The organism is Paenibacillus sp. FSL L8-0158 (genome assembly GCF_038592965.1).
GTDB lineage: Bacteria > Bacillota > Bacilli > Paenibacillales > Paenibacillaceae > Paenibacillus > Paenibacillus polymyxa_D.
Genome location: NZ_CP151949.1, coordinates 2,487,867 through 2,505,000 on the forward strand (window position 1 = coordinate 2,487,867; position 17,134 = coordinate 2,505,000).

Consider the following 17,134-nt stretch of genomic DNA (forward strand, 5'->3'; position numbering starts at 1 on the left):
AACATCCGACTGCGCAGTGGCACTAAAGGTAACTTTTCAGTTATAAAGTAATAGCAATTCCATGGACGGAAGGGGTGTTCCGTATGAAGGTATCTTTATTTATTACCTGTCTGAGTGATGCGATTTATCCCAAGGTGGGGGAAGCGATGGCACGCTTGCTTGCCAGATATGGTGTTCAGCTGGATTTTCCGAAGGTGCAGACATGCTGCGGACAGCCGTCCTATAACAGCGGGTATTGGGATGAAACGAGGGCTGCAGCCAAAACGATTTTGAAAGCGTTTAACGACAGCGATTTTGTCGTATCCCCCTCCGGTTCCTGCACATATATGATTCATCATTACCCGGAGTTGTTTAAGGATGAGCCCGAATGGCTCGATTCGGCACGGAGGCTTGAGCAAAAGACGTACGAGTTTACGCAATTTATGGTGCAGGTGCTTGGCGTGACCGATGTGGGCGCGTCTTTTCCGCATACGGTAACCTACCATCCGTCTTGCCATGGCACACGTTTACTCGGCGTGAAGGAGGAACCGATGAAGCTGCTTGGTAGTGTAAAGGGGCTGCAATTAGTACCACTTCCCTTTGCTGAGGACTGCTGTGGCTTTGGCGGGACTTTCGCGGTGAAAATGCCGGATATTTCGGGAGCGATGGTGACTGAAAAAGTGGACCACATCAGGGAGACCGAAGCCGAGGTACTGGTCGGACTGGATATGGCCTGCTTGATGAACATTGCCGGAAATCTTCGGTATCGGGAAGAACCGGTTCGGGTGATGCATCTGGCTGAGCTGCTGTACGAAGGGGTGAAGCACGCATGACCGCCGTACATTCACATTCCATGAACCAAAAGGTTAAGAAACGCGCAGAGCTGGCCCTCAATGATGATTTTCTGCGGAATGCAGTTCGTTTCACTACAGAGCGGCTGCGCAACGGTAAGCGGGTGGCTTCAGAGCAGCACGGAAATTGGGAAGAATGGCGTGAACGCGGCCGTCAAATTCGTCTTCATACCATTGCCCATCTGGACTATTACTTAAATCTATTTGTAGAAAATGCCCGCGCCAACGGGATGCATATCCATTTTGCCGACACAGCAGCCGATGCCGTACGTATTACACTGGATATTGCTGCGCATAGCCAAGCTCGTTCCGTCGTCAAATCCAAGTCGATGGTGTCGGAGGAGTTACATTTGAATCAGGCGCTGGAGGGTGCGGATATCGAGACAATTGAAAGTGACCTCGGTGAATATATTATTCAACTGGCAGGAGAGCCCCCGTCTCATATCGTCATTCCGGCGATTCACAAAAACCGCTATCAGATTGCCGAACTGTTATCCAAAGAAGCAGGGGAGAAACTGTCCGCGGATACGACGATTTTGGCAGGCTTTGTCCGCAAAAAGCTGCGTGAAAAGTTTCTAGAAGCGGATATTGGCATGACCGGGTGTAATTTTGCCATCGCCGAGACAGGCTCCATGGTTCTGTTTGAAAATGAAGGCAACGCACGAATGGTATCCACTTTGCCCAAAACGCAAATTACGCTGATGGGCATGGAACGGATTATTCCATCCTGGACGGATTTGGAGGTCATGGCTACATTACTGCCACGATCCGCTACCGGACAGAAGCTGACCATGTACATGTCTGGAATTTCAGGCCCTCGGCGCAGCCAAGATGCTGATGGGCCTGACGAAATGCACATCATCATCGTAGATAACGGACGTTCACTACAGCTAGGCAATCCCGAGTTTCAAGAGCTGTTGAATTGCATTCGCTGTGGTGCTTGCCTGAATGCCTGTCCGGTGTACCGCCACATCGGCGGGCACGCGTATGGCGGGACATATAGTGGCCCTATCGGTGCAGTGCTTACGCCTGCCCTTCATGGCAACATCGAAGAGTGGAACGATATTGCGAGTGCGTCCAGTCTGTGTGGTGCGTGTTATGAAGCCTGTCCGGTCAAAATACCGCTGCATGATATGCTGGTATATTTGCGTAGACGTAAGGTGGAGGCGGGACAAGGAGATAAGCTGGAAACGGCAGGAATGAAAGGTTTTGCGACAGTGGTTTCCAGCTCGAAGCGATTCGCAGCGGCGATTCGGCTAGGGCAGATTGCACAGAAAGCGGTCGTCCGTAAGGGCGAAATTACCCTTAAGCTGGGCCCGCTAAAGGGATGGAATACGTGCCGCGTAGCCCCCTCTCTGGCGAAAAAATCCTTTCGTCAGCAATGGAACACGCTGGAGTATAAACTGGAGCAGGAACGCAACGTGATGCAGCTGGATGTTCTCAGCCGCATGGAGAAGATTTTGGCAGATAGAAGTAAAGGAGGGACGCAGCATGAGTGAACAGAGTAATCCTTCTGCGCAAGCAAAAGCAGCCCATGAAGCGTGGCTTCAGCAAATGGAAGCAGAATCCCGTGCCAAGCAAGTACGCTTTATGGACGGCATCGCGACGCGGCTCAAGCGTCCTCGACAAACCGAGCCGCCAGTTCAGCTGTTTCGCGGGGCACCTGCATTTTGGCACGAATTCGAATGGAGCGCGGAGCAGCGCATCGAGGAGTTTACCGCCAACTTTACAAGTGTTGGCGGGCATGTCGTGCGTCTGCCGGATTTGGAGCAGACCGCAGACTGGATCGCGCTCAAAGCGCGAGAGCTGGGAGCGGCCTATATCGTCCGGCAGAATGAGCCGGATCTGGATGCGCTCCAGCTAGAATCGGCGCTGCCGGAAGTCCGTTTATCGGTGTGGAACACCGATCCAGTCGAGGACTGGAAGGCCCGCGCTGCCGAGGCGGATATTGGCATCGTCATCGCCGACGAAGCGGCTGCTTACACCGGTTCGGTAGCGGTGCTATCCTCGCCGGAGAAAGGCCGTGCGGTAAGCCTTTTGCCAACCGCACTGATCATTCTTTTGCCAGTAGAGCGCTTGCGAACACGACTGGGCGAGATTCTAAGCCGCTTTGACGAAATCGGGCGTGAGAAACTGCCCGCAGGCATTCATTTTATTACTGGGCCGAGCCGCTCGTCGGATATTGAAAATGATTTGACGATTGGTGTCCATGGCCCCGGCATCGTCTATACGTTGTTAGTGGGCTAGCGTGTAGACCGCCTAACGAGCATGATACAGGGGAAAACGGGTTTCAAAATCTGTTTGTCTGCGATTACTCCTAACCGAAATGCGGCCATCGTGCAGCTCAGTAATACTTTTTGTAATCGCAAGGCCTAGCCCGGTGCCTCCAGTTTCCTTGGAGCGTGATTTGTCCACCCGGTAAAACCGCTCAAACAAGTGCGGGACATCTTCCACAGGAATTGGGGTGCCGTAGTTGGTGCAGATTACCACCGCCTCGTCGTCTTCGCGTCCTATGGTGATATCGAGGCGTTTGCCGTCTTTTCCGTACCGAATAGCGTTAGAAAATAAATTTTCATACAGGCGTACCAGCTCGTCTGTATCGGCTAGAATCCGAACAGGCTCGACGATTCGGACACGGTAGGACATGTCCGCCTGTTCCAGCGAGGGTACAAATTCCTCAGCAAGCTGAGTGAGCAATTTGCCGAGATCTACAGGCTCCAGCTCCAGTGGCAGACTGCCACCGCTCACACGCGTGTATTCAAACAGCTCGTCGATCAGCTTTTTAAGCGTCAATGACTTTTCATAAGCAATGTTCACATAATATCGCAGCTCAATTTCATCCCGATAGCGGTCGGTTTCAATATATTCCAAAAAACCGATTACGGATGTTAGCGGGGTACGAAGATCATGAGATACGCCGGTGATCAGGTCGTTTTTGGCTTTGGCGGAAGCCCGTTCTTCTTCCAGTGAGAGACGGAGCTTGTCCGCCATGGTGTTCATATTTTTCGCCAAGGTACCCAGCTCGTCCGCTGAAGAAACAGGAATCGTATAGGACAGATCTCCATCAGCAAACTCCTGCATCCCCGTCGTAATTTCGCGAAGGTAGCCAATCGTATTTTTGGTAAAAAGGAAAAAGAAATAAATATATGTAGGTAACCCGCCCACCAGCATGATCAGTGGGGATCCAATGTGATTTACGGTCCAGCGAACCAGACGGGTGCCAAAAAATGAACGGGAAGGGTTCAGCCATAGCAGCAAAGATGCTCCATAATAAAACACCATCAAAATCAGTCCGGTTAGAGCGAAAGCGGCAAGGCTAAGGGCTGCCAGCTTCCATCCCAACGTGTCATATCGTTTTGCCTTCAAGACGTAAATCCTCCATTAATCGAATTTTTCCATTTTGTAGCCGATGCCCCACACCGTTTTCAGGTATTTGGGTTTTCTCGGATCAGTCTCAATTTTCTCGCGAATTTTACGCACATGAACCATCAGCGTGTTGTTGGATTCCAGATATTGCTCTTTCCACACTTTTTCATAGATCTGCTCCATGCTCAGTACTTGACCACGATTACGGGCCAACAGCTCGACAATGGCAAATTCGCGCGGGGTCAGCTTTATGGATTCTCCGGCGAGAGTGACCTCATGCATAGCAGAATTAATGGAGAGTTCATCCAGTATCATTTCATGCTCCAATGCAGGGGAGGAGTGGGTATATTTTCGTACCCTGCGCAGCTGGGATTTGATGCGTGCCACCAGCTCCAACGGGCTGAACGGCTTAGTGACATAATCATCGGCTCCAACGCTAAGTCCTGTGATTTTGTCCATATCTTGTCCCTTCGCAGACAACATAATAATCGGAAAATGCTCGGTTTCCCTGATCTTCATGCAAGCTTCAACCCCGTCCATATTGGGCATCATCACATCAAGCACCATCACATCTATCGATTCCCGACTGACTTGCTCCAGCGCTTCCAGTCCGTCCCGTGCCATGAGCAGTCGATATCCTTCATTTTCCAAATAAATTTGCATCAGCTTAATAATTTCAGGTTCATCGTCTACTAATAAAATGGTTCCGTTATGCATGGTTGTGCACCCTTTCTGTTCTTTCTAGCAGTAAACAATATGGGCGTATTATATACCTTTTTAAAGATGGAGGCTATGGACACTCATCTCAGTTCGCTTGCTTGGGGTCTTCAGCCTTTGGATAGTGCTGTTTCAGTTGAAGAAATACGGTTTTCTTGCTTGAATTGTCTTTTTTCTATTTCTGGTAGTTGACCGAACAAGATCCAAGCAAATGGCAGGAAACGGGAGATGATCGACACGACGAGCCAAGAGCAAAGAAGTGCAAAGAAAAAACCTCCGGCATACCACGCATGAATAAGCTGCGGAGAACCGATATGTGGTGAAAACTGCCGATACAGGAGCAGGAAGAACGGATGAATCAGATACACACCAAACGACAGTGTGCCCAGACGTTCCAGTTTGCGAGTGACAAAGGAATATTGTCGTCTAAACATTAAAAAGGAAATCTGTAGTATTACCAGCGTGCTAGACAGGCTGTACATATTATACATAAGTTCAAAAACTAGCGAATTGTACGAGATTCCGTACATTCTATTTTCATACCACATATAGACATGCATGGTGGCTGAAATCAGCCATAAAGCCCAAATTGCGATCCATGTCAGCACGCCGGCAACACTTCGTTCCCCCTTACGCATCAGAAACCACGTTTTCAGCTGTGGGTAGTAGTAACCGAGAGCAGCACCCAGCATGTAGCAGGCTATATAAGACAGTGCCCAACTGCCCTTATTTTGAACCTGAAATAGAAATTTGTTGCCAATTACAAATGACCACTGTACCAACAGCCCAAGGACAATAGACCATTGTGGAAGTTGCCGATAACGCTGAAACAGCCACAGTACGAATGGAAATGCGAGATAGAATTGCATCATGATAAAAATATAATACAAATGTGTATAAGCTTTGCCAGTGGCCAGCTTCAGAGCAAAGCTTTTCGTAAGCGTGGCTATACTCCATCGTTCGGAGCTGCCAGCCATAAGGGACAGGATGAAATAAAATAGAGAGAACATGACGTAAGGTAAGAGGATGTACAGCAATCTCTGCTTATAAAAGCGGCTTAAGAGCTGTCGTCCCATCGGACGATCCTTGTAGTTGTAGAACAGCACCATGCTGCTAAGCGCGATAAATACGGGGGTTCCATACTTCATCAATACGTTGAGCGCATTGTATACAACATAAAGACTGGAATTTGTAAGCTGAACCGTTGCATAAGAAGTGGCATGTACCATCAAGACGGCTAAAATCGCCATGGCTCTGACCAACTGCAATTCGGGAATTTTTTCTTTGGTCTTAGGCTTCATAAGCTTCATTTCCTTTCAGGAGTGAACTGTATCTTGTTGAACTCTTTCTATTAAAAGATAAAGTTCTTAACAACCTGAAAGGGAACGGCTTAAGAAACGCTTATGAACTTCTTAACTTTTGTTAAGAATTGAGGATTTTGCAAAAATCCCATAAGCGACTTCCAATGAACAAGATATAGATCGAAATGGTTTAGTTCGTCTATATATTGCACTTCGGAGCGACTGGAATCGAATTTTGCAAAATCCTGAATTAAAAAGAACTTCCATAGGCTCAAAATGAGCAGCTTGGAAGTTCTTTTTAATACTCATGTTCATTCGTTATTTGCAACGTTTGATAGGTGCGCGTCTGATTTGTCCACGAATGGCACCGTTCGGATGACGGATCGTGTGGACATTGACGTAGGCGTTGCCCTCTCTAATTTGGCATACCAAATCATTAATGGTTCTGCCTCTGAGCGGACCGATAAGATCAAATGCACGAAGCACGCCAGTAACAACCCCTCTTTTTACGGTGATTCCAAACTTCGAAGGGCCAAACAGTGTAGCAACAACAGGTCCGTTTTCACCTCTTCGTCCCAGATGAATATGCGCATCAGTTACCCGTGAAATATTGCGCACAGTCAGTTCGAAGCTTAATTGCTGGCTAGCTTGACGGTAACGAAATTCGGCGGTTCCTGTCGCATTTGTTTTGACAGGAGGCACTTCATTAGCCCCCCTTAAAATGGCTCTAAACTTATTAGACATGACATCCCTCCTTTTCCCAGTGTTGGTTTAGTGTATTCACAGGGCCAGAGAAAGGGCTGTACATTCGCCTATTCATCCAAAGTTGTGTGTTTTACAAGTTATTCAGTCCAAGCACAAAACAAACTTTTTCATAGTCTAATAGTATCTGGTAGAGAGAGGAGGAAAAACCATGGGAACATTTATTGATGGAAGAACATCTCAAAATGCCTCATTTGCAAACTCTATTTCCATTCCGATCACCGTTTTGAATACGCCTCAATTGTTTGGGCAGATCGGATTAAACACACTGGGAGCTACAGGTACGGCACGGGTTCTGCTTAAAGGAACCATATCAGTTCTACTTCCGCTTGCTTTAGTCGGAATTACGATCACCATTGTAAGAGGTACCTTGCCAACCGATCCTCTCGTTTATTCGGCTACGTCAACTTTTAGTTTGAGTTTATTAGCTCCACAGGTTATTGCGTTCTCAGCCGATGACTTTAACCCGCCGATTACACCACAATTGGTTTATACAGCTTTTGTTTCTTCTAACCTGCTGGGTACAGTACGAGTAGGTCCAGAGAGCTTTGACGGAATTCTGGTTGCGGATTAATGTAGTAATTTTGATATACGAAATATGCTTCATAAAGCTTCGCAGTTGTAACTGCGAAGCTTTTTTGTGTACAAGTACAAGTTTCAGCTTAACGAATAAACTACTTTTCTTTTGCATAAGAATTACATAGGTATAACCCTGCAACAATGGGTAGAATTTTATGTATGCGCTTACAAAAAAACGAAATATCCTTTGCTTCATACAATTAAAAATTTGGAGGAGGAATGAAGAATGAAGTGGAAAAAAGGATTGACTGGTATGCTTTTAGCAGCTTTTTTATGTGGTGCACCAGGTGTGGGCATAGCTACCCCGGCACATGCATCCGCTGGCGAGTACAAGTTTGATTTTGGTGGAGGTACGGTCGAAACGGGTTATACTGGAGTGAGCGCTTCGCTGTCCTATGACTCAGCACGTGGCTATGGCTTTCGTACCCCTGAGAATATGCGTAATGTCAGTGCTTCGGGGACTGGAGTGGCAAGTGATGCGGTACGGTTCCTGGCTACAGGTACGAAAAGCGAGAATACTTTTGACGTTGATCTTCCTCCTGGTTTGTATGAGGTGTCGGTTACTTTAGGAGATACCTCTCGTTCGAGTATTGCGGCTGAAGGGGTACATCAGGTCATTAATATGACAGGGAATGGGGCTAAGGATCGCTTTCAAATTCCAGTGACAGACGGACAGCTAAATCTGCTGGTTACTGAAGGCAAAGAGGGCGCGGTCTTCACACTCAGTGCATTGGAAATCAAGCAATTATCTAGCAATCCGGTTACGAATCGAACGATTTATATCGGTGGAGATTCTACGGTTTGTAACTATTATCCGCTAGATAGCAGCGTGCAGGCGGGATGGGGTCAACTGCTGCCAGAGTTTGTGAACACGAATACTTTTCAAATTCGCAATATGGCGTCAGGAGGCCAAATTGCTAGAGGCTTCCACCAGGACGGTCAGTTGGAGGCCATCGTCCAATATATCAAGCCGGGGGATTATTTCATTCTCCAATTGGGCATTAATGACACCAATCCAATGCATAATGAAAGCGAAGCGGAGTTTAAGGACTGGATGCGGGATATGATCCGGCAGGTTAAGGCCAAGGGGGCGACGGTAATCCTGTCAACTCCGCAAGGACGAGCCACTGACTTTAATGCTAACCATGTACACAACGCAGAAAATAGATGGTATAGAAGCGCTATTTTGGCGCTGGCTCAAGAGGAACAAACACCTTTAGTCGATCTGAATGTTCTTAGCTCAGCTTATTTCACTTCTATTGGTAAAGACGCTACACTGGCCTTGTATATGAACGGCGATACACTCCATCCAAACTATGAAGGTGCAAGAGAACTGGCCCGATTGGTAGCACAGGATTTAAAAAGGCAGGGTCTGAGCGGATTCTAAATTTAAACGATGGGTTTTCCCCTGCTTCTTACATTCGTAGGAGCAGGGGTTTTTAGCCTCTGTTCAGGGTGCTATAATTATTGAAAAAGCAATAGTAATGCGGAGGAATTAGAACATGCAGCCTTTCACTGCCCGTGTGCTTCAAATTATACTGTTGATCCCTGAGGGAAAAGTAATGACTTACGGTCAAATTGCGGCAGAGGCCGGAAGCCCAAGAGGTGCCAGACAGGTGGTGCGGATTTTACATACATTGAGCCAAAAACATCGACTTCCTTGGCATAGAGTAGTCAACCGTCTGGGGGAGATTGCTTTGCAGGAGGATGAGTCCGCATCCCTGCAGCGTCTGTATTTGGAGGAGGAAGGTATACGTTTTAACGAAAACGGGCGCATTCCACTGGATCAATATCTCTATGATCCGCAGGCGGAGATGGAAGAATAGGCGCGGAACAAGCTATGCGGTTTTATATTAGATTTGATCATCATAAAGAACCGGGACAAATCAATTAACGATTTGTCCCGGTCTTTTTCATCTAGCATACGAAGCAGATAACTAGAGGTAATCTGTTATTTATAGCATAAGATTCATTTGTCATTTTATCCGATAAGATGCTGCTGATCCCGTTGGGCAAGGTGAAAAGAAATGCTGTTCATAAGCGGTATATCGTTATTTTTCCGAGCTTCCCGGATGAGTTGTTTCTTTTTTTGCTCTGATTCACGTAAAAAGCGAGTCATCCACAAATCAGACGGTTCGTTAGTGGTTGTCATACGAGATTCTTTTATCATCTATTAACCCTCCCAGTGAGCGGCTGTTATTCTTTCTCTAGTATATGTTCCAAACCTTAATAGATGCTGTTGGTTTCCTTAAAATTAGCTGAAAATTAGGTAAAGTTCAGGTAAAAATAGGTTGAATCCATATCTGATTGGACGAAAAGTAGTATAAAGCGAGTAATCTGGAAACAAAGGTTACAAAAATGTATTGTTTTGACACCTTGTACCAACATAAACCTGAAAGTACAATTAGAATGCAAAGAGTTTGTGGAAATTTATGTCGAAAAAAACGGAAAAGATTCGAAAAATGCACCGAAAGGGGAGAGATTCATCTATGAAGCAAAAAGCGGCGGCCGTGCTGCTTGTATTGTCATTATCATCAGGCTTAGCCTCCACTGTACAGGCTGAGGGTTTATCAGGAAATGTAGCATCAAGTACGTCAGTTAATCCATCTGCTGCGGTTCCATCGAAGACATCATCCGTAACGGGTCAGGCTTTACCTACATTAACACTCAAGCAGGCCGCGGAATGGGCACAGACGAACAGTTACAATACACGTACCGCTGAACGGGACGTAGAGCGTCGCAGAATGGAACTGAAAAATGCAGAAAAGGATCTGGGCAATTCACCTGTCGATTTTATAGACAATGAGTATGTTGATGATGAAACGTCATGGAGAAATTACAGTTCCTCGACGCTATCTTATTTAGCTAGCAAAAAGCAGGCGCAGTTCGCCAAAGACCAGATTTATTTTAATGTGATGAAAAGCTATCAAAGTGTGTTCGTGGCAGAGAATCAGGTGAAAAATGATCTGGAAGCGCTTGAAATTGCTCAAGCGGAGGAAAAGATTGCACTCGCCAAATTTGCGCGCGGCAAGCTGTCTGAGTATGCGAAAAACGAGAGTATACAGGCCAGAAGCCAGGCTCAGCAAACCGTAGAGCAGGGGAAAATTGCGTTGCAAAAATCCAGGGATGCTCTGAACTTCCTCATGGGACAGCCTAATGGAACAGCTTATGAATTGGTCGATCGACCTGTGTACAAGGAACCGAAGAAGCTGGATATCGAATTACATATACAACAGCTGACAGACATGAATCCAAATTTATGGAAGCTGGAGGATAGCATCAAAACTTCGGAGCTTAATGTGAGATATTTCGATTTTAACAGTGGTACAGGTGCTTATGATCTAGCCAAAATGGATGTGGATACGGCTAAGGAGGAACTCGACAAAGGTCAAAAGGATTTTGCCGAATCTCTCCGCAATTTGTATGCCACGGTTAAGGAAAATCAAAAGAAATACGTACAACTGGAAGAAAGCTTGCGTACAGCAAAAGAGGCCTTGGAATTATCACGCAAAAAGTGGACCAGAGGTCTAATTATCGAGATGGAATTGAAAAATAATCAGTTGAAAGTGAACCAGATTGAACGGCAAATGGAAGAGCTTGCGATCGAGTTGGATCAAAATGAGTATACGTTGAACAAGCCATGGAGCACATAGGGAGGAAAAGGCATTGGCAGAAACGGTTTTAAATGACGCTTTAATCAAGTTACGAAGAAAACGGAGAAAAAAGTGGATCTGGACTGCAATTGTTCTACTGGTTGTCGGTGGAGGCGGAGCAGCAGTATACCTAAATCTGCCCAAAGAACAGGCGGCACCGTTGGTTCAGGATGAGAAGCTTAAAGTAGAACGCGGCGATGTGAGCGAGAAGCTGGATACGTCCGGTACCGTACAGGCTTCCAAGGAAGTGAAGTTGAATTTTACAAGCGCAGGCGAAAATAAGCTGGCAGCGGTAAACGTGAAGGCCGGAGACAAAGTGAAGAAAGGACAAGTCCTGGCTCTTCTGGACAGTTCTGAAATTAAAATGCAAATTCAGAGTGCGTCTGATACTTTGGAAATATCCAAAGCCAAGCTGGCTGAATTGGAGAAAGGTCCGAAGGCAGAGGACATTGAAATTCAGAAAACAAATGTACTTCGGGCCAAAATGGCTATCGATACAGCGCAAGAATCATTTGAGCTGGAAGAAGCCGAAAGTCAGAAGAAAACTTCCCAAAAGCAGTTGGAACAGGCGCGAAAGGCATATGAAGACCAAAAGTTTTTACATGATGCCGGGGCGGTGTCCAACAGTGAATTGGAACAGGCAGAGCAAGCACTGGATAAAGCACAGACGGACTATGATGGTCTGGATCTGCAGTTCCGCAAAATCATGTCGCAAAAACGTCGCACCATTTCAGAGGCTGAAATCGGCTACCGTACGGCAATGGCAGAGCTTCGTAAAATTCAGGTTCCGGCTGATGCATCCAATATTCAAGCCTCACGGATAGAGGTTCGAAGACAGGCGACAGAACTGGAGCAGAAGAAAAATGAATTGAACAAGCTTCAGGTCACAGCACCTTGGGACGGGGTAATCTTGAAGGTGAACGGGGATGTAGGGACCAGTCCGACAGCTCCATTCATTGTCATGAATAACTCGGATTCCAACGATCTTAAGGTGGTTGTGAAGGTAAGTCAGACCGACATTGTCAAAGTAAAGAAGGGTCTTTCAGCCGTGTTGACTACCAATGCATATCCGGGTGAATCATTTCCAGGGAAGGTGCAATTCGTCTCACCGGAAGCCTCTACAGATGAAGGGATGACGACGTATCTGATGGAACTGTCTGTTCATGACCCGAAAGGCAAGCTCAAAACAGGCATGATTATGAATGTGGCCGTTATTTTGGGAGTACACAAAAATGTACTGTTCGTACCTGCGACTGCGCTGAGATCCGAAGGGGGACAGGATGGCGTGTACGTTTCCGCTAATAATGCTGCAAATCCGGGGGCGCGCACATTCAAGCCCGTAGAACTCGGATTTTACACGCCAGATCGAGTTGAGCTCAAGTCAGGTGTAAAGGAGGGAGACACGCTTATTGTGCCTGCTCCTGAACCTCCACCGGACCCTTCCGCTATGGGCGGTATGCAGGGAGGTTTTTAAACGGGTATGAGATACGTCATTCAGATTGAGGATTTGAAAAAAGTGTACCAGGTCGGAGATCAGGAAATTCATGCCCTGCGAGAGGTACAACTTGATATTGCTGACGGTGATTTTGTTGCGATCATGGGACCGTCTGGATCAGGCAAGTCCACGATGATGAATGTCATCGGCTGCCTGGATTTACCTACATCGGGACAATTTTATTTGGATGGCTATTCGATATTAGATGCCCGCGAGGATGAACTGGCTATTATACGTAATCAGAAAATCGGATTTGTATTTCAAAAATTCCATTTGCTCCCGCGAGCAACGGCTTTGGAGAATGTGGAACTGCCTATGATCTATGCGGGTATTCCTGTCAAGGAGCGTCGTTTGCGGGCAATGGAAGCCCTCACTAGCGTAGGTCTAGGCGATCGGATGAACAATAGGCCGAACGAATTGTCAGGCGGTCAGCAGCAGCGGGTATCCATTGCCCGCGCACTTGTGAACAATCCGGTCATTCTCTTGGCGGATGAACCGACAGGCGCATTGGACTCCAAAACAAGTGTTGAAATAATGGGGATTTTTCAGCGTCTGAATGATCAGGGGAAAACGGTTGTATTGGTTACTCATGATCAGGAGGTTGCGGAATACGCCAAACGTCTGATTCATTTTCGAGATGGGCGGATTGAAGAGGATCAGCCTGTTGGGAAACGAAGAATGGCGGCAGAGGAAGTGAAGGCATGAAGTTTAAGGAAATTATCCGTGTATCGCTCAATAGTTTGCGAACCAATATGCTGCGGTCTTTGCTGACCATGGTGGGCATTATTATCGGAGTGGCCGCTGTGATTATGATTGTAGCCATCGGTAAAGGATCAACGGCTACGATTACATCTCAGATCAACAGTATGGGAAATAATCTGCTGATGATCTATCCTTATGCTCCATATGATGGCTCTAGCTCCATGTCGTTCAATCAGACGAAAGGAATATCTCTAAAAGATATCGATGCGCTAGAGCAGCAAAAAGCAGTAGCAGAGGTAGCACCAAGTGCTATGACCAATGCAGATATTACGTGGAGTCGCAATAAGGTCAGCGGACAAATTGAGGGGACTTCACTGGCATTCGTTCATGTGAGAAAGCTGTCACTAGCTCAAGGCAGGTCGTTTACCCACTATGAAGTGGATAAACAAATGAATGTGGCCGTGCTTGGGAGTGATGCGGCCCGTAATATTTTTGGCCCGGATGCCTCCAGAGCGGTCGGTGAGACGATCATGATCAAACAGCTTCCTTTTAAGGTGGTCGGTGTGCTGGCAAATTCCAATTCCAATATGAGTAACAGCGGTCAGCAGGTATATGTACCGATTACAACGGGGATGGAACGGCTAGGCAATATGAGTATTCAGCAGGTGAACGCCTCCGCAACATCAGAGGAGAAGATTGATCAGGCAAGTGCTGAAATTCGGCAGGTGCTACGTGTCAGACATGAGCTAAAGCCATCAGAGGGCGATGACTTTCAGATCATGACCCAGACGGAAATCTTAAAAACAGTGTCCGGGGTTGATCGGATTATGAATATGCTGCTGGCCGGTGTAGCTGCAATTGCGCTTGGCGTTGGAGGTGTCGGCATTATGAATATTATGCTGGTGTCCGTCACGGAACGTACGAGGGAGATCGGGATTCGTAAAGCGATTGGTGCGCAACGTAGTGACATTATGTTGCAGTTTGTGGCTGAGGCTGTTTTTCTCAGTCTGATGGGTGGACTGGTTGGCGTAATGGTGGGTCTCGGAGGTGCAAAACTGCTCGAGAAATTCGTCCAAATGCCAATTGTGTATTCGATAGAGCCCGTGCTTTACTCTTTTCTGTGCTGTATGGCAGTCGGAGTGTTGTTCGGAGTATATCCGGCGCGGAAGGCGTCGAAACTGCGTCCAATTGATGCTTTAAGATACGAATAAGAGAGCGGGTACTTCGCCTTACTCGAAAGAGCAGGGTGTAAAGTGCCCGTTTTTTGTGTTGAATAAGTGTTTTAAATGATAGAAAGACATGAATAACCACTTTAATTTTATATATGTGATGTTTTATATGCTTTTTAAGGTTGATTTATTGTTATATATGACGTATTATATTCAATATTAGATCGCAAGAAAAAAAGGAGGGACGTTCATCATCGACCTTACGGCAAGACAAGTAGAAATTTTAAACATCGTACAAAAGCATGCCCCAATTACCGGGGATCAGATTGCGGAAATGCTTAATCTCAGCAAGGCGACCATTCGGACCGACCTATCCAAATTGGGCATTCTGAATTACATAGATGCAAAGCCCAAGGTCGGATATTTTGTTGGAAAGCGGGGCACGCCGAACCGGGAGGAAAAATTCCGGCTGTTGCAAATGAAGGTGGGCGATCTTCACGGGGTTCCAGTCATCGTACGTGAAACAACAACGATTCAGGAAGCTGTTGTAGCTCTCTTTTTGGAAAATGTGAGCAATTTGATCGTCACCGATGAAGACGGAGATTTGGCAGGGGTAGCTTCCCGCAAGGATTTGCTTAAGGTAACGTTAGGGAATCCCAATGCAGCAACCATTCCTGTCAGCCTAGTGATGACCCGACAGGCGAATGTTGTCACCGTTTCCCCAGAGGATACGGTATTAGAGGCAGCACGCAAAATTATTGCCCGTCAAATCGACAGCCTGCCTGTCGTCGTCCCTTCCGACTCCGACAAGCCAGGAGAGCACTGGAAAGTCGTGGGACGTATTACAAAAACAAATATTATTAAAATGTTGCTCGATATGGTAGCAGAGGATTAATGGGAGGAATCGAATGGTTCAGGCGAGCAGTCATTTTATAGCGATCTGTTCAGACTCGATTGGCGAGACGGCAGAAGCTGTCGTACAGGCGACCATGCGCCAATTTGAGTTACCGGACACAGAGATCAAAAGATTTATGAACGTGAGGGATGAAGACGAACTGAGCCGGGTGATGGAGGAAGTTGCCGAGCGTAAAGGCTTTGTAGCTTATACGCTGGTACAGCCGGAATTGAGAGAAGCGATGAAAGAAGAGGCTGTCCGGCTGAATGTGCGGGCTGTCGATATTATGGGACCGATGATGCAGGCGTTTGCCGATACGTTCCATAACGATCCCAAAGAGAAGCCTGGTCTGCTGCACCGACTGGACGACAACTATTTTCGGCGTGTAGAGGCCTTGGATTTTGCGGTTCAATACGATGATGGCAAAGATGTGAGCGCCATTCTCAAAGCGGATATTGTATTGCTTGGAGTATCCCGTATTTCCAAAACCCCTTTATCCATGTTTCTCGCGCATAAAGGTTATAAAACGGTCAACATACCAGTTGTACCGGAGCTGACACCGCCTGTTCAGTTGAAGGATGTTCAGCGTGGTCGAGTGTTCGGATTAACGATCGAGCCAGAGTTACTGTTGAAAATACGCAGTGAGCGACTAAAGGTTATGGGGCTTCCTAATAATGTGCAGTATGCTACAGCGACGAGAGTGGAAGAGGAAATAGCGTATGCGCAGTCTTTGTTTAAAGAGCTGAATTGTCCGGTTATTGATGTTACAGATAAGGCGATTGAAGAGACGGCAGGTTTAATTATCAGAATGTTATAGAGCCTAGTAGCTGCTCATATAACTAAAAATTAAAATCGTAGGATACAGGAGTTTAATAGATAAATAGAAAGATTGCAGCAAAGCTGCCCTAAATATATTCATTTGCTTAAGGGTAATAATTATTTTAGGAGAGGTGGAGGGATAGGTATGGAGAGTCAAATGGCATTGGAATTCGTTCGGGTAACAGAGGCAGCGGCACTGCAATCAGCACAATGGACAGGGCGTGGAGATAAGAATAGCGCAGACGAGGCGGCTACAGTAGCCATCCGCACTCATTTTAATGCGGTATCCATGGACGGCACGGTCGTCATTGGCGAAGGCGAAATGGATGAGGCTCCCATGCTGTATATCGGGGAAAGAGTAGGCAATCGCAGAGGACCAGCTATGGACATTGCTGTCGATCCACTGGAGGGAACCGAAACGGTGGCAAATGGTTTGAATAACGCTCTGTCGGTCATTGCTGCTGCACCTCGTGGTAGTCTACTCCACGCTCCGGATATGTACATGCAAAAAATGGCCGTTGGCCCGGCGCTGGCTGGAAAGCTGTCACTTGAGGACCCAATCCCGACCACATTGTCAAAAGCTGCACGAGTACTCGGTAAATCCTTGTCTGATCTTACCGTGTCCGTTCTGGATCGTACACGGCACGCCGGGATCATCAAGCTTCTGCGGGAAAGCGGAGTTCGTATCAAATTGCTAGGCCATGGGGATGTGATGGGCGCGATTGAAACGTGCCTGGATAGCGGTGTAGATTTGCATATCGGTTCTGGTGGCGCTCCTGAGGGTGTATTGGCCGCTGCAGCGCTGAAATGCATGGGCGGAGAAATCCAGGGCCGTTTGTTGCCTCA

General features: G+C 47.0%; 18 protein-coding genes (1 of these 18 running past the window's edge). 13 read left to right on the forward strand and 5 right to left on the reverse strand.

Annotated features, from left to right (window positions below):
- The first annotated feature begins 83 nt into the window (after positions 1-83).
- The 3 genes from NSQ68_RS11490 to NSQ68_RS11500 are packed head-to-tail and all read left to right on the forward strand — an operon-like array spanning position 84 to position 3,077.
- Complete coding sequence (locus tag NSQ68_RS11490; RefSeq protein ID WP_250261482.1) at positions 84-812, forward strand: (Fe-S)-binding protein; 729 nt, start codon at positions 84-86, stop codon at positions 810-812.
- The gene (locus tag NSQ68_RS11495; RefSeq protein WP_342428873.1) at positions 809-2,329 is read left to right on the forward strand and encodes a LutB/LldF family L-lactate oxidation iron-sulfur protein; all 1,521 of its coding nucleotides are present in this window, start codon (positions 809-811) and stop codon (positions 2,327-2,329) included. Before NSQ68_RS11490 ends, NSQ68_RS11495 begins: the two co-directional genes overlap by 4 nt.
- Positions 2,322-3,077 (forward strand): lactate utilization protein, encoded by a 756-nt coding sequence (locus NSQ68_RS11500; RefSeq protein ID WP_342428874.1) that lies wholly within the window; start codon positions 2,322-2,324, stop codon positions 3,075-3,077. Before NSQ68_RS11495 ends, NSQ68_RS11500 begins: the two co-directional genes overlap by 8 nt.
- 12 nt (positions 3,078-3,089) lie before the next feature.
- On the opposite strand, the gene NSQ68_RS11505 is transcribed toward NSQ68_RS11500, so the two are convergent.
- The 4 genes from NSQ68_RS11505 to NSQ68_RS11520 form a co-directional block, all read right to left on the reverse strand.
- The gene (locus tag NSQ68_RS11505) at positions 3,090-4,196 is read right to left on the reverse strand and encodes a HAMP domain-containing sensor histidine kinase (protein WP_342420067.1); all 1,107 of its coding nucleotides are present in this window, start codon (positions 4,194-4,196) and stop codon (positions 3,090-3,092) included.
- 15 nt (positions 4,197-4,211) lie between these two features.
- Positions 4,212-4,913, reverse strand: a complete 702-nt coding sequence (locus tag NSQ68_RS11510; RefSeq protein ID WP_342428875.1) for a response regulator transcription factor — start codon at positions 4,911-4,913, stop codon at positions 4,212-4,214.
- A 110-nt stretch (positions 4,914-5,023) separates the two neighbouring features.
- The gene (locus NSQ68_RS11515; RefSeq protein WP_342428876.1) at positions 5,024-6,214 is read right to left on the reverse strand and encodes an acyltransferase; all 1,191 of its coding nucleotides are present in this window, start codon (positions 6,212-6,214) and stop codon (positions 5,024-5,026) included.
- 318 nt (positions 6,215-6,532) lie between these two features.
- On the reverse strand, positions 6,533-6,958 hold the full coding sequence (locus NSQ68_RS11520) for a CHRD domain-containing protein (RefSeq protein WP_342428877.1): 426 nt from the start codon (positions 6,956-6,958) through the stop codon (positions 6,533-6,535).
- A 169-nt stretch (positions 6,959-7,127) separates the two neighbouring features.
- Here NSQ68_RS11520 and NSQ68_RS11525 point away from each other — a divergent pair, with 169 nt between their 5' ends.
- The 3 genes from NSQ68_RS11525 (at position 7,128) to NSQ68_RS11535 (ending at position 9,381) form a co-directional block, all read left to right on the forward strand.
- Positions 7,128-7,550, forward strand: coding sequence for a hypothetical protein (locus NSQ68_RS11525; protein WP_342428878.1), 423 nt, complete (start codon positions 7,128-7,130; stop codon positions 7,548-7,550).
- A gap of 231 nt (positions 7,551-7,781) precedes the next feature.
- Positions 7,782-8,942 (forward strand): GDSL-type esterase/lipase family protein, encoded by a 1,161-nt coding sequence (locus NSQ68_RS11530; protein WP_342428879.1) that lies wholly within the window; start codon positions 7,782-7,784, stop codon positions 8,940-8,942.
- Positions 8,943-9,057: 115 nt separating this feature from the next.
- Positions 9,058-9,381, forward strand: a complete 324-nt coding sequence (locus tag NSQ68_RS11535) for an MGMT family protein (protein ID WP_029518440.1) — start codon at positions 9,058-9,060, stop codon at positions 9,379-9,381.
- 155 nt (positions 9,382-9,536) lie between these two features.
- Here NSQ68_RS11535 and NSQ68_RS11540 read toward each other — a convergent pair whose 3' ends face one another.
- The gene (locus tag NSQ68_RS11540) at positions 9,537-9,725 is read right to left on the reverse strand and encodes a hypothetical protein (protein ID WP_013370989.1); all 189 of its coding nucleotides are present in this window, start codon (positions 9,723-9,725) and stop codon (positions 9,537-9,539) included.
- Positions 9,726-10,044: 319 nt separating this feature from the next.
- Here NSQ68_RS11540 and NSQ68_RS11545 point away from each other — a divergent pair, with 319 nt between their 5' ends.
- From NSQ68_RS11545 to glpX, 7 genes are all read left to right on the forward strand, one after another.
- On the forward strand, positions 10,045-11,208 hold the full coding sequence (locus NSQ68_RS11545) for a TolC family protein (protein ID WP_342428880.1): 1,164 nt from the start codon (positions 10,045-10,047) through the stop codon (positions 11,206-11,208).
- 13 nt (positions 11,209-11,221) lie between these two features.
- Complete coding sequence (locus tag NSQ68_RS11550) at positions 11,222-12,682, forward strand: efflux RND transporter periplasmic adaptor subunit (RefSeq protein WP_029518438.1); 1,461 nt, start codon at positions 11,222-11,224, stop codon at positions 12,680-12,682.
- Between the two features lie 6 nt (positions 12,683-12,688).
- Positions 12,689-13,408: an ABC transporter ATP-binding protein gene (locus tag NSQ68_RS11555; protein WP_342428881.1), complete on the forward strand. Its 720-nt coding sequence runs from the start codon at positions 12,689-12,691 to the stop codon at positions 13,406-13,408.
- Positions 13,405-14,616: an ABC transporter permease gene (locus NSQ68_RS11560; RefSeq protein WP_029518436.1), complete on the forward strand. Its 1,212-nt coding sequence runs from the start codon at positions 13,405-13,407 to the stop codon at positions 14,614-14,616. Before NSQ68_RS11555 ends, NSQ68_RS11560 begins: the two co-directional genes overlap by 4 nt.
- Before the next feature lie 238 nt (positions 14,617-14,854).
- Positions 14,855-15,469 (forward strand): helix-turn-helix transcriptional regulator, encoded by a 615-nt coding sequence (locus NSQ68_RS11565; protein ID WP_223822107.1) that lies wholly within the window; start codon positions 14,855-14,857, stop codon positions 15,467-15,469.
- A 13-nt stretch (positions 15,470-15,482) separates the two neighbouring features.
- Complete coding sequence (locus NSQ68_RS11570) at positions 15,483-16,286, forward strand: pyruvate, water dikinase regulatory protein (RefSeq protein WP_039275150.1); 804 nt, start codon at positions 15,483-15,485, stop codon at positions 16,284-16,286.
- A 147-nt stretch (positions 16,287-16,433) separates the two neighbouring features.
- Positions 16,434-17,134: the 5' portion of a class II fructose-bisphosphatase gene (gene glpX / locus NSQ68_RS11575; protein ID WP_307350357.1), read on the forward strand. 277 nt of this gene lie beyond the right edge of the window; the window shows 701 of its 978 coding nt (coding positions 1-701); it begins with the start codon at positions 16,434-16,436; the stop codon falls past the right edge of the window.